The organism is Oceanobacillus indicireducens, from assembly GCF_014647195.1.
In the GTDB taxonomy this organism is placed as follows: domain Bacteria; phylum Bacillota; class Bacilli; order Bacillales; family Amphibacillaceae; genus Oceanobacillus; species Oceanobacillus indicireducens.
In genome coordinates, this window is record NZ_BMOS01000049.1 from 1 (window position 1) to 14,122 (window position 14,122).

Annotated in this window: 18 protein-coding genes; all 18 read right to left on the reverse strand. The window is 38.0% G+C overall.

Going from position 1 to position 14,122, the window contains the following annotated elements; translation table 11 throughout:
• Positions 1 to 885, reverse strand: an 885-nt coding sequence (locus tag IEX94_RS18385; RefSeq protein WP_188859565.1) for a distal tail protein Dit, incomplete at its 3' end; no start/stop codon positions are given.
• Positions 886 to 900: 15 nt separating this feature from the next.
• Positions 901 to 4,377, reverse strand: coding sequence for a phage tail tape measure protein (locus IEX94_RS18390; protein ID WP_188859568.1), 3,477 nt, complete (start codon positions 4,375 to 4,377; stop codon positions 901 to 903).
• Between the two features lie 180 nt (positions 4,378 to 4,557).
• Positions 4,558 to 4,713, reverse strand: coding sequence for a hypothetical protein (locus IEX94_RS18395; protein ID WP_188859570.1), 156 nt, complete (start codon positions 4,711 to 4,713; stop codon positions 4,558 to 4,560).
• Positions 4,714 to 4,778: 65 nt separating this feature from the next.
• The gene (locus IEX94_RS18400) at positions 4,779 to 5,153 is read right to left on the reverse strand and encodes a hypothetical protein (RefSeq protein ID WP_188859572.1); all 375 of its coding nucleotides are present in this window, start codon (positions 5,151 to 5,153) and stop codon (positions 4,779 to 4,781) included.
• A gap of 59 nt (positions 5,154 to 5,212) precedes the next feature.
• A complete protein-coding gene (locus tag IEX94_RS18405; RefSeq protein WP_188859599.1) occupies positions 5,213 to 5,806 on the reverse strand; it encodes a major tail protein in 594 nt (197 codons plus the stop codon).
• Entirely contained in the window at positions 5,803 to 6,117 is a 315-nt protein-coding gene (locus IEX94_RS18410) for a hypothetical protein (protein ID WP_188859574.1), read from the reverse strand. Before IEX94_RS18410 ends, IEX94_RS18405 begins: the two co-directional genes overlap by 4 nt.
• Positions 6,114 to 6,476 (reverse strand): HK97 gp10 family phage protein, encoded by a 363-nt coding sequence (locus IEX94_RS18415; RefSeq protein ID WP_188859576.1) that lies wholly within the window; start codon positions 6,474 to 6,476, stop codon positions 6,114 to 6,116. Before IEX94_RS18415 ends, IEX94_RS18410 begins: the two co-directional genes overlap by 4 nt.
• 5 nt (positions 6,477 to 6,481) lie before the next feature.
• A complete protein-coding gene (locus IEX94_RS18420) occupies positions 6,482 to 6,829 on the reverse strand; it encodes a phage head closure protein (RefSeq protein WP_188859579.1) in 348 nt (115 codons plus the stop codon).
• The gene (locus IEX94_RS18425) at positions 6,816 to 7,061 is read right to left on the reverse strand and encodes a hypothetical protein (protein WP_188859602.1); all 246 of its coding nucleotides are present in this window, start codon (positions 7,059 to 7,061) and stop codon (positions 6,816 to 6,818) included. Before IEX94_RS18425 ends, IEX94_RS18420 begins: the two co-directional genes overlap by 14 nt.
• Positions 7,062 to 7,105: 44 nt before the next feature.
• A complete protein-coding gene (locus IEX94_RS20060; protein WP_188859581.1) occupies positions 7,106 to 7,366 on the reverse strand; it encodes a collagen-like protein in 261 nt (86 codons plus the stop codon).
• A gap of 67 nt (positions 7,367 to 7,433) precedes the next feature.
• Positions 7,434 to 8,597 carry a phage major capsid protein gene (locus tag IEX94_RS18435; protein ID WP_188859584.1) on the reverse strand — a complete coding sequence of 388 codons (1,164 nt, stop codon included), beginning with the start codon at positions 8,595 to 8,597 and terminating at the stop codon, positions 7,434 to 7,436.
• A gap of 18 nt (positions 8,598 to 8,615) precedes the next feature.
• Complete coding sequence (locus IEX94_RS18440; RefSeq protein WP_229782797.1) at positions 8,616 to 9,338, reverse strand: head maturation protease, ClpP-related; 723 nt, start codon at positions 9,336 to 9,338, stop codon at positions 8,616 to 8,618.
• Positions 9,335 to 10,489, reverse strand: a complete 1,155-nt coding sequence (locus IEX94_RS18445) for a phage portal protein (RefSeq protein WP_444544166.1) — start codon at positions 10,487 to 10,489, stop codon at positions 9,335 to 9,337. Before IEX94_RS18445 ends, IEX94_RS18440 begins: the two co-directional genes overlap by 4 nt.
• 15 nt (positions 10,490 to 10,504) lie before the next feature.
• Entirely contained in the window at positions 10,505 to 12,175 is a 1,671-nt protein-coding gene (locus IEX94_RS18450) for a terminase TerL endonuclease subunit (RefSeq protein WP_188859587.1), read from the reverse strand.
• The gene (locus IEX94_RS18455; protein ID WP_188859589.1) at positions 12,172 to 12,489 is read right to left on the reverse strand and encodes a P27 family phage terminase small subunit; all 318 of its coding nucleotides are present in this window, start codon (positions 12,487 to 12,489) and stop codon (positions 12,172 to 12,174) included. Before IEX94_RS18455 ends, IEX94_RS18450 begins: the two co-directional genes overlap by 4 nt.
• Positions 12,490 to 12,596: 107 nt before the next feature.
• Positions 12,597 to 12,920 carry an HNH endonuclease gene (locus tag IEX94_RS18460; protein ID WP_188859592.1) on the reverse strand — a complete coding sequence of 108 codons (324 nt, stop codon included), beginning with the start codon at positions 12,918 to 12,920 and terminating at the stop codon, positions 12,597 to 12,599.
• Positions 12,917 to 13,309, reverse strand: coding sequence for a hypothetical protein (locus IEX94_RS18465; protein WP_188859595.1), 393 nt, complete (start codon positions 13,307 to 13,309; stop codon positions 12,917 to 12,919). Before IEX94_RS18465 ends, IEX94_RS18460 begins: the two co-directional genes overlap by 4 nt.
• Positions 13,310 to 13,529: 220 nt before the next feature.
• On the reverse strand, positions 13,530 to 13,805 hold the full coding sequence (locus IEX94_RS18470; protein ID WP_188859597.1) for a hypothetical protein: 276 nt from the start codon (positions 13,803 to 13,805) through the stop codon (positions 13,530 to 13,532).
• Positions 13,806 to 14,122 lie beyond the last annotated feature (317 nt).

Genomic DNA, 14,122 nt, shown 5'->3' on the forward strand with positions numbered 1-14,122 from the left:
ATTTACATCAAGGAGATATATTTCTAGTCTCCCAACCATGGCGGCTTGTGCTTGGTTCATAAAGCCCACAAATGCGGATAGCCTAAAATCTCGAATAGGAGACTCTAGGCTAGTTTTAATGGCTGGTCCATGCCAGTTGCTTCCTGTTCCGTATGAATCAGCGACAAATCGATTATTACGAGAAACTATATTACCGGCAACTGTACCACCGTCAATGTCGCTGTTACTTGCTTTTGTCCATCCAACAAGAGTATTGGCGTTTGTGTAATATCTCCGTACATACCTTTCAAATGGTGTTTCGTCTACTTCATGTGGTTTTCCTAGCATGAGATATTTTGGATACCACTCATCGCCGAGTTGCTCTAGGTCATTCTGATTTTGGATAAGAGCGTAAGTTACAGATTCCTTTGCCGTCATTTCGATAATTGGTTTGGCTTTGGCTGTGCCTTTGTTGGTTATGGTACGGACATCAGATGAGAAGCGGTGGGTGAGTTCGGGACCGTATCCAAATGAATCCGGGCACACGAATTGAATCGTACCTTTCCTTAGCGTTGCCATCTTTTCAAAGTCATCTAATGTATTTTCAACAACAGCAAAATAAACCCGCCCCGGTTCGTCATCAAACTCTAAAGGTACCGGTTTATCTGTTATTAACCAATCTGCCAATTCATCTTTTAATTGAAGTGCATACTCATCGTCTTCAGCTTTAAAGCCAATCGGTTGATTAATTACCAAGGGTTGGGTTTGACTTGATTGCAAGTGAGCTCCCGGCATACCCGGAATACTTAATAGGTTTCGCTGAACAGGAGCGAAAGGAGGCTTGCTCCTTCCGCGTAATAGATATAACCACGATTTACGAACTCCATTGAAGGTGAGTGATTTCAAGAATACCCTCCTCTCTTAATTAAATGAACTCAAAATTTCTTGTTTTGTTTTTTGCCTTTTCGTTATTGCGGGTTCCAAATCTCTTCCTAACTTTCTACTGTCTAAGTAGACATTGGAATCTTTAGCTAATATCTGTATTAATATCTCGTTTTGTTCAATTAAAATATTAGCCAATTCTGAATTTCCGTCGGAAGCTGGAGTACTCAAGCTCGTCGAATGTGTAGGTTGTTTTAGTCCAATACCTCGGTTGATACCACTAACCAATCCACTCCTAAGCATATTGACAGTATCCTCATGAGTGAAAACTTTAGCTCCCACAGGGAGATCGTACATACCAAAACTAGCTAGGCTCAATTTACCGCCATGTTCAACAAGCTCTGGCCCTTCCTCTCCCAAAACAGCGTCACCACCAGGGTGATAATTCGTTCCCTTAGCCCAAAATTTCAACTTACTCAAACCATCTGTGACAATACTAACAACTTTCTTAATCGGAGTGCTCCATTTTACATTTTCCTCGTCTGGGTCTTTGTTGGTTTTGACATTGACATCTTTCGTGTGGTTTTTATCCAGTTTGTCATTCCAAATATCTGTCTTTTTAATGTTGTTATCAGTAAGTCCGCCGGCCTCTTGGAATTTACCATTAACCTTAGCAAGCTTGTTGTTTGCAGTGTCGTATTTAGATGTTTGAGTATCCAAGGTACTATTTATCCCGCTCAACTTAGTTTTAGCATCCTCAAGTTGGCTATTTTCTGTTTTCAGCTTATCAATTTTTTCTTGCGTTTTACCGTTGGAGTCTCCCTCTTTTTGAATCTTATCTTCTAATTGTTTGATTTCATCTTTTCTTTTTTGGATAGCATCGTCAATCGATTTATTTTCTTTTCCCTTTTCGATATTGATGTCATATTGTTTTCCAAGTATTTCAACGTACGCATCGTAGTTTTGCATATTCTTATCTATTTGATTTGATATTTCATCCCGCGTTTGTTTTTTTACTTTCAAGGACTCTTCATCAGTAGCTAGTGCACTTTCTAAAGATTCAAGGTTCTTTTCGTTCTTCTGGTTTTTACTATCCAATTCAATATTTTGAGATTGAAGAGATAAAATTTGTTTATCTAACTCCCACCACTCTGAAAAACTTGCGTCCTTTTGCTGTTCCTTTAAATTCAATATCTCTTCGTCGTTACTTTTTATTAATTCTTGATTAGACTTTATGTCATTTTGGATGTTATTAATTTCGCTTTTGGCCTCATTAATACCATCTTCTAATTCGAGAGTTTCGCCCAGCAAGTCGTTATAACTATTAATTTCATTGTTTACAGATTGAAGATCCTCGATCATCTGGTTATAAATTTCCAGTTGCATACGTTCAAGTTCTGCGTTCGTCATATCCCGCAATTTACCGGTAGTATCCATAATGACATTCCCATAATCATCAATCACTTGACCAGCTTCCGGGAATTGTTCTGCAAGTAACTCATTCGATTCTAGTAACTTATCAAATTCCTCTTTAGACAACCCAGACTTTTCACGCAGCTTCTCCATGCGTCCTTCAATTTCAGCTATACGCTGTGGTGACTTTGTATTTTCTAATTCGGTTTGTAAAGTTAAAAACTCACCAAATTCATCTGTGGTTAATTTTGATTTCTCGATTAGATTCTCAAATGTATCTACAAGCTCATCTGTAGTTTCCATTTGCTCTTTCGTCTTATCGATTAACTTTGTCGTTTCATCAATTTGTTCCGTTACAGCTTGAGCTGATTCTAATTGCGTTTCAGCTAATTCTAAGTTGTTCTGAGCTAACTCTTCCTGAGCCTTATAGGATTCATCAGCCTTGGTCCTCGTCAATGCAAATGCTGCACCTAACGCAGTTAAACCGCCCACAACTATACCAATTGGACCTGCTAATCCTAGCAACACAGGCGCTATAGTTGGTAAAACAGTCATTAAGCCCCCAAGCATGGTTAACAATGGTCCTAAAACTAACAGTAGTGGACCAATGGCAGCCGCGAAGGCTCCAATTGCCACAATAACTAGTTGAGTCTCTTTACTTAACCCGTTCAGCCAGTCCACAAGTTTTTGCGTTGCATCTATAATGGCTGTTAGTGCAGGTTCTAAAGCGTCAAATAACTTTATAGCCAATTCTTCAAGCGCTGACTTTAAATTAATTAATTTACCTTGCAGATTATTCTGCATGGTATCAGCCATTTCTTCTGCTACACCTTCACTGTTTGCGATAGCTTTAGTTAATTTATCAAAATCACCTTCGCCCGCATTAATAACTGCGAGCATTCCAGCCATAGCCTCTTTACCAAATATAGTTGCTGCAGAAGATGCTTTCTGGTCTTCTGATAACTTACCAAAACTTTCTCTTAAATCACCAAGCAAAACATCAAGAGGTTTCATTTCACCATTGGAATCCTTGATGTTAATGCCAAGCTTTTTCATTTCCTTTTCCATTGCAGCTGTAGGCTTAACTAAGTTAGTTAACGCACTACGCAAAGCCGTACCAGCGCTTGACCCTTTAACACCAGCGTTAGCCATTAAACCTAGTGCTACAGCTGTATCTTCGAGACTATATCCTAATGCACCAGCGACCGGAGCGACCATTTTAAATGATTCCCCAAGTCCCGCAACATCAGTGTTGGCGTTGGACGATGCAGCCGCTAATACATCTGCATATCGACCAGCATCTTTTGCTTCATCCCCAAATGCTGAAATACTATCCGTTAAAATGTCAGAAACTCGCCCTAAATCTTCACCAGATGCAGCCGCTAAGTTTAAAACACCATCAATACCATCAAGAGATTGTTGTACATCCCAACCTGCAAGCGCCATATACTTGAATCCATCTGTAACCTCTTTGGCACTAAACTTTGTGGTTGCCCCTAGCTCACGCGATCGCTCTTCTAACCTTGCTAATTCTTCGCCAGTTGCTCCACTTAATGCTTGTACTTCTGATAAGCCAGCCTTAAAATCCATACCTATTTTGGCGGCAACTCCACCGACCGCCATAAGTGGGGCAGTGACTTTAAGCGACATTTCTTTTCCAACCGTCGTCATTTTTTCTCCGAAATCTTTTACCTTTTTCCCGGAGTCAGCCAACTTATCACCAAAAGTACGTTGTGTCTTATCAACACCTTTTAATTGATTTTCGTAATGCTTTAGCTTACTTTCAGTCTCTGCAATCTCTCGCTGGAAAGCGCGATATTGCTCTTCCGATATTTCGCCTTTTTTAAATGCTTCGGTTACTTGTTCTTGAGAGCCTTTTAGTTGCTCAAGTTTCTTTTTTGTAGCTTGTACTTGGTCCCCCAGAAGTTTCTGTTTTTGGGCAACAAGTTCGGTATTTTTCGGATTAAATTTAAGTAAACGGTCAACGTCACGCAACTCTTTTTGTATGTCTCTTGATTCCTTATTAACATCTTTTAGCGCCTTGTCGAGACCTTTCGTGTCTCCATCAAGTTCAATAGTGATTCCTTTAATTCTTTTCGACAAATCACCTCACCCCCAGCTAAAGTATTGGGGGTTCAATGACCCTCTACTTACTAATAGTTTCTAAGCTTCCACATCTTGTACATTTAACTTCAATTTTTCCTTTTAAATCATCGCTAATGTAGAACATTAATTTATTACATTTACGACATCTAACAGGTTTATTAGTCATATCATCACACCTTAAAATGAATCGAAATCATCTTGTGTGGCTCGTCTAGTTTTCTCTTCTTGCTTACCACTTTTTATATCCACATAGTTTTCGACGTAATCCAAGCATTCGCCAATCGTCATCATGTCTAAATCCTCAAGCGTTAGACCGACCATCTTGCACGTCATAAAAAAAGACTCTGTCGTCAACACATCCTCATCACTTTCAGATGCACTTTCAACATGAGTCTCACTTACTTTTTTCTATATACATTACCTACCAACAACTCAACAAATCCGTCTTCTAGTAGTAATTCCGTGACTGGCGGCATATCTACGCTGTTTATCCATTCATAAAATGGCTCTACATTTCTATCCGCTGTTTTTGCCCATGACCATACGAATTGATAAATCAACACAGTATCTATTTCGTCCAGTAAGAGTTGGAGTTTTTCGTAATCCTCCGCACCCTCTAGGGATTGAAGTTTTAAGATTGCTTCAACTCCACCCATAGCATTAAGCGTGTCTTTTAGGATGTCAGATTTAAATTGGTTTTTATAATGTATAGCTGTGATTGCATTTGCTTTTAATCTTACTTTTTGCTCGCCAATGTTAATTGTCGCTTCCACTTAATCACCCCACAATAAAATCTTCGCCTATTTCAGCCTCCCCGATTGGTCGGGGACCATTAGGGAGTGTCGTTTCCTTCTTCGTCGTTTTGATTCTGCTTCTCATAAACTTCTTTATACCAATTGTCGTAAACTGTTTTGGATGTATCTGCTGTTGTTTTTGTCTTAACAGCATAATCAGTCTCTCGTGCGGATGAAATGAACGTCAATTCGTTAGGTTGTGGTTCTTTGGTGTTGGTTGTAGTCTCTCCCGTGATTGTTGGGCGATTTGCGGAGCACTTATATAAAACATGGCGCGTTGCTTTTTTGTCACCATCAAATTCAAACAGTAATGCAAACTCTTTCTGTTTCGCATCCGCTCTCTCCGTTAAGACCCCATCATCTTCATCTTTAATTTCTCCCAAGGCATCAATGGCAAATTGCTCTGGGATCGTAGCGATTGCTAGCGTTCCATCATATCCGTCGTTAGATGATGCTGAATAATAGAGCATATTATCAGCGTAGAATTCCGCTAGCTCTCCTCTAGGTGTTAGTGTGAGAGATACCCCTCCCGGAATCCTAATTGGAGTTCCGTAAGTAATTTTCCCTTCCTCTTCCGTAATTGGTGCGTAGTGCACGTTTTTTAATCCAAATTGCACTTTGTTAGACATTATAATAACCTCACTTCATAAGTTTTTTTTAATACTTTTTCCGTTTCTATATATTCCTCGTAAGAATCATAGGGGAGTTCATTTTCATCAAGTAAATCCTCTAACACTTGTTCTGCTTGTAAATCCTTCTTGTCTGTATACAACTCAATATCAACCGAATCAATCTTATGGTAAGTTTTATTGTCTGCGTGAAAATGTGGCGAATAAGTCACCAAATAAGTGATAAAAGGTGTCTCCGTAGTTTTGTTGAAATGCGAATAAGCCACAGGATACCCTGTTGCATCTAGTAGTTTCTTTAATTCAATTAAAGTCATCCACGTATCACCTTTTCTAATTGCTCCTCATAACCGACAATGACTTGTTCTTCGACTGGTGCTATATGAGCTTTTCCAGGTACGCGACCCCCACCAACTTTAGCGTGACCTTTTTCAAGTAGGTGTGTTAGTTGGTAGTCGGTTGCATTGTGTACGACCCAAGCCTTCCCAATCTTCTTCGCCCGCCATCCCTTAGCATACTTACCGGTTTTTTTAGGACTTGTTACTTTGAGGGTTTTGGCACCTAATTTAGCGTTATCTTCCTTGGCTTTTTCAAGACCTTCTTCAACCTCTGTTGTATACTCTGTTAAAATACTTGTGATTTCATTGGCTAAGTTGTCTATACTTGTTTTAACCAAGAGTATCACAACCTTTCTTTCGCAATGATGGTAAGTGTTCTATCCATTTCATCATCGTTAGTGGGCGGTTCGATAATATCAAATGTGCGGTTGTCATACTTAACAATCATCTTATTTGTAATACCTGGTGTGTAATGGATAATAAATCTATAAATCTTTTCAGCTCGAACTGCGGCCGCTTTTAAATACTCTGAACCCTTTAACGTCTTAATCATTGCCCAGGCTTTAATAAATTCCTTTTCCTCTTCAATTTGATTACCAAGTTCATCCTCTGCATCAACCATTTCAACAATGGAGATGCGGTTACTAAATAATCCAGTGTGAAAGTTAGGGTTGTATTTATTCTGTTTCATCTGAATCACTCTCTCCCAAAACTTTCCGTATAGACAATGTATTTATTCTCGTTAAAAAATTTTCCTCGAAATATTCAAGAGCATCGTTATAAACATAACGAGAGCGCTCAAAGACCAATTCTTTGAACGTCTCGTCTTCTAATGTGTAATTTCCGCATGTTTCTTTTAAGTCCTCATACGATGCACTTAATATGCTTTTTAAGTTGTCGTCCTCAAAGTCTCCTAAATGCATTCTCTCTTTAAAATCTTTTACAATTTCATCAGTGATCACTTAAATCACCCGCCTTCTTCACCATCAATCAATGCAAGTATAGCCTCTACTTGTTCCGGAGTGAATTGGGGTTCGGCGTCTTTACCATCCGCGCCTTTTTCGCCGGGTTCACCTTTATCTCCCTTGTCGCCTTTCGGTCCTTGTGCACCGTCTTTACCAGCCGGACCTTGAGGACCTTCAACACCATCAATTAATTCAGCAAAATCAGCACCGGTAGGAATCTTACCAGTGCTAAACTTTTCTTTTAATTCTTCTTTTGTAGCCATTTATATCACCTCTTATTGTATTTCAAAGTCTTTTCCGATTTCCGCCTGTCCGATTGCAGGCGGATTATTAGGGTGTGTCGTTTCCTTCTTCATCAGATATATCAACATCCAAGTCGTAAACTTGTGCTGCGTTATTATCTACGGGTTTACCTGTTGCAAACTGTTTAGCAATAAACACATCTGCATCTTCAAGCGCTAGAGTTTCTTTATAACGTTGAATATCAATTCCGCCACCAACTGCTGCAATATATTCTCCTTTAACAAAAAACAACACTTTACCTTGTGGCACATATGCTGATTCAGTCATGATTGGATTGAATGGCAAGTTAGTTACGTATGCACCGCTAGTATTTTGAGTTGTCGCGTTCGCTTTAATGTCAAATGTGTCAAATGGGTTTGTTACCATCACAATTTTGCTTTCAACTTTCCTAGGAGTTTCTGCAACTTCCCCATCTGCATTAAGTTTTTCAGATAGCTTTTTAACCACATCTTTTAATTCGTTAACTGTTGTTCTTCCTGGTTTGAACGTTAAAGTTCCAGAACTTGCCTTGTCTGATACGGCGCCTGTTTCTTTATCAACGTTTTTCAGCAATCCAATAGGTTCATTCTGCGCTGGACCTCTACCAGCAATGTATCCACGCTCAAGACCTGCTCGCATTGCTTCTGTTAAAATAGTTCTCACATAACGCTCAATCCATTCAGGACCAAGCTTCAGCATATCCTTTGCAATTGGGATAAATGCCGTCAATTTCAGTTGAGTGATTGTTTCTTTTCTAAATGAAGCATTGAGTTGACCTTTGATTTCAGCAAATAACGGTCCCCAAACAGCAGCACCCTCTGGATCACTAAAAATAAACTCAGTTACTGCGCCAAGATTTTCAATTCCTACCGCATCTAGGAATGGATGTTCTTCTACAATGTCCTTAAACACGCGTTCTTGAGTAGTTTTAGGCAAGATATCCTCGTCAGTAAATCCGCCTTCTTCAATTACAGCATTGAAAAATTTGCGTTCTTCTGATGTAAGAACGTTTTGACCCCGTGATTGCAAGACGTTATTATCATTCGCGAATGTACGCGCCTCTTCTAAAATTCGATTTTCTGCATCCTTCTGAATTGCTTCCATGTAATTAGATAAAGCTTCAGTTTTTTCCTCTGCAGTAGCTTCCGGGTCTTGACTAACCGTAGCAAAGTTATTTTTAGCTTCTAGTACACTGTTAAATTTAATTGTCATTCCTTATTCCTCCTAAAATTAAAATAACCAGTTATTTTTAACTGGTTTTTGTTTTTCTTCATTTTTTAATTCATTAACTATTTCCTGTTTCATTTCTGCAACCACATTTTTTATATCTTCGAGAGTAACTTTTTCTGGTTGTTTTAAAGCATCTGTGCGCATTTTATCAATTACATTTTTAGGTAGCGCTCCTGGTAAACTAGCAACAGCTTTCGGAGCATCCTCAAACATAATTTCATCAACAAATCCTTTTTCTTTTGCTTCTTCTGCATCCATCCATGTTTCTTCATCCATCAAATTCAATAATTCTTCTTCACTTAAGCCTGTCTTTTGTTGATAGGATGTAGAGATAGACTTATTGACCGATTTTAAAAAATTGGATGTCCTATCCATTTCATTATGATCACCAATTGCTATTGTAGAAGCATTGTGTATCATCATTTGTGCGGTTGGAGACATTTTAACTTTTCCAGCCATAGCGATAACAGACGCGGCACTTGCGGCAACTCCAACAATGCGTGATTCTACATAGCCGTCATAATCTTTTAACTCTGTATAAATTTCAGATGCAGTATATACATCACCACCAGGAGAATTGATTGTAAGTTGTATATCTTCTCCATTTGCATTTTTCAACACATCTGTAACATCCTTTGCACAAGTGGATTCAATATCAAAAATATCATAAATCCATTTTTCATCACTAGGTACAATGGGCCCCTTAATATTTATGTTTTTCACTCGTTATCACCTCCTTCAATCGCTTCTTTACCACTCTGATAGTTCTTGGTAATAAAGTATTCCTTGTGTATCTGTTCATCAGTGGTTTCTTTACCTAGTTCAGACCGAACTTCATTACCATTGAATACGCCACTCGAAACCAACTTATCTACCGCAGTAGCCAAGTCGAATATATCCCTGTATGACGGCTTTCTAGTCTCAATGCAATTGCCATTAAGAAGTTCTTTTTTTGTAAAAAACTTAACATCTGATTCCTCTTTTATTTTTTTAAGCAATGGAGAGACAGAAAAAAACATATAATTCTTAGTTTGCTTTTCTACATCAGCCATATCACCTCTAATTAATGATGGCGGTATTCCAATGGCAACTGCCACTTGATCCAAATAACCACCAGTAACTTTATTTATCTCATCCACAGATTGACCAGCTATGCCATTACCGGATTGCTCTTTGTATTCAAAACCCGGCTGTTGTGGAATAATAGCAACATCCTTTTTCTCGACAGCCTCGTACATGTTATCGATAAACTCCTGTAATTTAGCTTGCTTTTCGCCACTTTTGGCAGCTAACATATCCATATCAACTGTGGCTCTTAATTGATTCTTCCTTTTTTGCCCTTTTAGAATATACCCAAACAGATCACCATAATCATAAAAAAGACTATCTAGCAAATTAGACAGTTTCTCGTTTCCATATTTTAAATGAATAACTTCTGATTGTTTGAAAGAATCCTTGAATTCATAATCCCTAACTATTACATCAGTAAATCTATCTTCATAAACTGCATATTTCTTGTGATAAAAATCATCTGCAATTAATAGATCTCCATCATTAGCTTGGATGACCAAAACCTCATTGTCATAAATCAACTTACTAATAAACTTCTGCCAAAATGTACTAGCAGTCATGTTTTTATTCGGTCTGGTGTTTAGTCTGTAATAAAGTTCATTTCTTACATACTCACTCCCATTCTTAACTCTAAATTCAGTCTGGCTAACGGTTCGTGCTAAAAAAGAAATGCAAGTTTCAATTGCTAATCTTTTCATGTGTATTCGTTCTGACTTTTTAGCGAATAGGTCCATAAAATCAAGATCAAAAGAATAACCTAGCTCTTTATTGCGTTTAAAAACTTTATCTAAAAATCCCAATATATCACCGCCTTTCTGTTAAAATTTAATATCAGCCAAGAGAAACTCCCCCTCGTCCACGAGTATGTCATCCGCCTTAAACATGGCGTGTATAAACGCTTGAAACGGGTCTGTCTTGCGGGTTAATTCATCTTTCTTTAAATACTCCTTATTACCGTCTTTCTTAGTTACTACGAGCACATTATTAGTTGCCCACCGCATCAATGGATTGTCTCCGAATATTAATTCACGCTGCGCAAACAAGGTTTCAATTCGTGGCGCAAGCAAGGAGTGTATTGCTTTCGGATTACGTATATAGACAAGCTCAAACCCTTCATCTTCTAGTGCTGTTTTAACTAAATCCAATCTAAACGTATCGGCTACTATTGTATTTACGCCATACTCCAGTCGCATATCTACAAACCAATTAACAATGTGCTTAATATCAATGACTGGACCATCAACAATAGTTAGCAACCCTTGTTCTTCCCATTCTTCAATCGGCGCTTGTATCTTAACTTGTTTCAAGAATTCTCGTCTGACAAATGAATGAGTTTTCCAGACGTAATTGTTATCTATTTTAAAAAGTAGTCCAACTGAAGCAAAGTCTTTAATTCGTGCATAGTCAAGACCACCAACACATACTCTGTTTTTTAAATTCGGAATAACTCTAGGTATTTGATTTGGTTCTTCATAATCAGTTTCAAAGCCGGTTGCCCAAATCTCATCCCAGGGAGCAACTGACTTTTCAACATCCTCCTCTGGTAAGTTCATTCTCTTGGTCATAAATTCTTCACGACCAGATGGATCTTCTTCTAAATCAAAGTATTCTTCCTTTATTGTCTCAAGTAGATTTTCCGCGTAGTCAGTTAAGGGGATGGTTAGCATTGGATTTGCTTTTTCCCACATATCCATGTCATCTACTTCATCAGGAACATCAAGCTTACAAATAAATGGGAACATGTTGGCATTCGGAACTTGCCCTTTTAAGATACGCGCAGCTTGTTTTTTCATACTGTCAATAAAGCCTTCACGTACATAACCATCAGTTCCAATGTACATTTCACGGGGGAAAGGAACCTTCCCTAAGCCCCCACGCATAACACGCACTGTCTTTGCTGTTTCGTACATGTGGATTTCATCAAATACAACCATTCCCTCACGGCCGCCATCTTTAGATTGAGGATTAGACGTGCGGAATCGTAGAAAGCTTTTAGTTTTCCTGTTTGTTATTCTTTGTTTCCCGTGTTGGAATGATTTTTTTAATGTATCATTTTCATCTATGACATTATAAACTTCTTCAAATGATGTTTTCGCCTGATCCTCGCTATTAGCTACGAGAGAGATGTTGTAATTCTTAACACCATGCAATTCACTTTTTAAATAACTTGATATCGCAGATATATAACCGTTCTTTCCACCACCACGACCCATCATGATTAAAAAACGACGATAAAAAAGGCGATCCGTTTCTTTATATTTTAGAAACAGGAACGCCGTTATAAACTTTTGGAATGATTGAAAAGGGAAAAACCACTTTTCGCAATACTTAATGCACTGTTCGATTTGTTTTTCATCAAAATATATATCATCGCGATTGAGTACATGTTCTTCCAAGTATTCAATTAACCAGATACGCTCTTTATTAAGTTTTATCTTACCTGTTCGATATTCATTTATATACGCTTCAACGTACTTTTGTTTAATCATATCAGATCGTCTGCGCTATGATTGTCATTACCTTCTAAGAAGTTAAATGACTTTTCAATACTTAATAAAGATGCGTTAACTTTGTTCATTTCATTTAACAGGGGATGGGATTTTACAAACGTCTGACTTCCGTTCTCAGTCTTAACGGATACCCCTTCTCTTTTGACTGTCCGTTCCATACGTCGATACATCTCGATATGCTTCAAGTACCTACCAACTTTTTCAACTTCAACTGGATCAGTATTATCCACGCGAGACATGAGCGAATCCTTTATTTTATCTATACCAACGTCAACTCTAAGTGGTTCTGTCACATTACCCCACCCCCCTATCGTGTAATTTTGTTCTGAATTTGGTTTTTCGGATACCCTCCTCGGTCCCTATATGGAGCATTTTGACCAAAATATTTTGACGGGGGGTATCACCATTTCTCGTCATTCCATTTCTTTTTCTTCGGTTTGAATCCTTTTCCGTGAATTATATTGTGATGCGTAATGCATAATGTTTCTAAATTATCAATTTCTAAAGCTAATTCAGGATGAGTTTCAATCTCTTTCTTATGATGAACATTAAGAACAATTTCTTTTCGTTTGCCTTCTTCTTTCTTTGAATCGATTGTAACTAATCCTTCTCGCTTGCATTGCTGACACTCGAAGTTGTCGCGCTTCATTGCCTGCCACCGTAACCATAGCCACTCCTTGGAGCCATAGAATTTCTTTTTACTACCGGGTGTACTATAGGTCACATCAATCTCAACAGGTCTTTAAAGTCATATCGTTTATCTTTAATCGCCCTGTTGTATTCCTTTAACTTCTGCTTATCTATATCAGATTGATATTCACCGATGAGTTCCTTTTCTTCTACAGGAAGATCATTGTAGGTCTGTCTATAGTACTCATCCTCCACTAGCAGCATCTCACGGTATAGTTGTAGTTGTAGGTAGTGTTCTATTTCTTTTACTTTCTTAATCTTATTCTTAATACGTATGGTGTCTTTGTTGTCGAACATCATATTGAATCTGTTGTCACACTCTGGACAATCAACGTAAGCAACATCAATATCATATTTCTTTTCAGTTTGAATGAGTTCGGTTGATAGTTCTGTTGCACATACTTCGCATTTGAATTCAGTCATTGATCATCACCACTCCTCAATAACTTTTCGTTTAGTTACTATATCCAAGCACTTCTCACAATAAAAGGTAGCTTCAACTACTTCCGAATGTACACTGTTGTCTCCGTAATACTTTGTCACTTGACTATCCAATGGTTTGTATGTGTGATTGCATTTATCCATCCCGTTACCCCTCCATTAAAAAAAGACACTTTCAATTTAAATGAGTGTCTTCATGTTATCACCTATGGTCTTTAGTTCTTCTTTCTATTCTTTCAACAGTCCCATCACTTCTAAGATGTTCGAATCCGTATGTTAATCCACCTAATGAATGAGCATCCTTTGTATCCCAATCAAAGTGGACATTCGCTTTGTGAGTAATCTCTTCACCTTTATAGAATACTTTTGGTACGGATGATTCATCTTGTAGTTCTATTTTTAGTAATGGTATCTGTGTTACTTTTTCTTTGACTGGTCTACCTGGTTTCTTTGTTATACTCGGTTTATCTTTAAACATCGTCTTCAACTCCTTTTGATCATAATAAAAAGACACCTACAATTAAGTAAGTGTCTTGTAAATCAGTCTAACTGTCCTATTATTTTTTCTAACGGAAAGTAATCCATTCCATATTCATTGGTTTCTTTCTCATATCTATGTAGTGATATCTTTCCCAGACCCACAAATTCTACGGTAAAAATTTCCCAACCTTCATACAAAAACATAACATCACCTACACTAGAATACAGCGACTCAGCAAGTAGAGTCTTGTCTTCGATTGTGTCACTATTGTAAAGCTCCACATTGTTCCATCTAAAACACTTGCTAATTGTTCA

What these genes read in the sequence shown, in the direction of transcription:
- IEX94_RS18435 (WP_188859584.1), bottom strand. Translation starts at nt 8,597, where the DNA reads ATGACAATTAAATTTAACAGTGTACTAGAAGCTAAAAATAACTTTGCT.
- IEX94_RS18425 (WP_188859602.1), bottom strand. Translation starts at nt 7,061, where the DNA reads ATGCATTTAGGAGACTTTGAGGACGACAACTTAAAAAGCATATTAAGT.
- IEX94_RS18410 (WP_188859574.1), bottom strand. Translation starts at nt 6,117, where the DNA reads ATGACTTTAATTGAATTAAAGAAACTACTAGATGCAACAGGGTATCCT.
- IEX94_RS18470 (WP_188859597.1), bottom strand. Translation starts at nt 13,805, where the DNA reads ATGTTTAAAGATAAACCGAGTATAACAAAGAAACCAGGTAGACCAGTC.
- IEX94_RS18465 (WP_188859595.1), bottom strand. Translation starts at nt 13,309, where the DNA reads ATGACTGAATTCAAATGCGAAGTATGTGCAACAGAACTATCAACCGAA.
- IEX94_RS18420 (WP_188859579.1), bottom strand. Translation starts at nt 6,829, where the DNA reads ATGAAACAGAATAAATACAACCCTAACTTTCACACTGGATTATTTAGT.
- IEX94_RS18395 (WP_188859570.1), bottom strand. Translation starts at nt 4,713, where the DNA reads ATGACGTGCAAGATGGTCGGTCTAACGCTTGAGGATTTAGACATGATG.
- IEX94_RS20060 (WP_188859581.1), bottom strand. Translation starts at nt 7,366, where the DNA reads ATGGCTACAAAAGAAGAATTAAAAGAAAAGTTTAGCACTGGTAAGATT.
- IEX94_RS18450 (WP_188859587.1), bottom strand. Translation starts at nt 12,175, where the DNA reads ATGATTAAACAAAAGTACGTTGAAGCGTATATAAATGAATATCGAACA.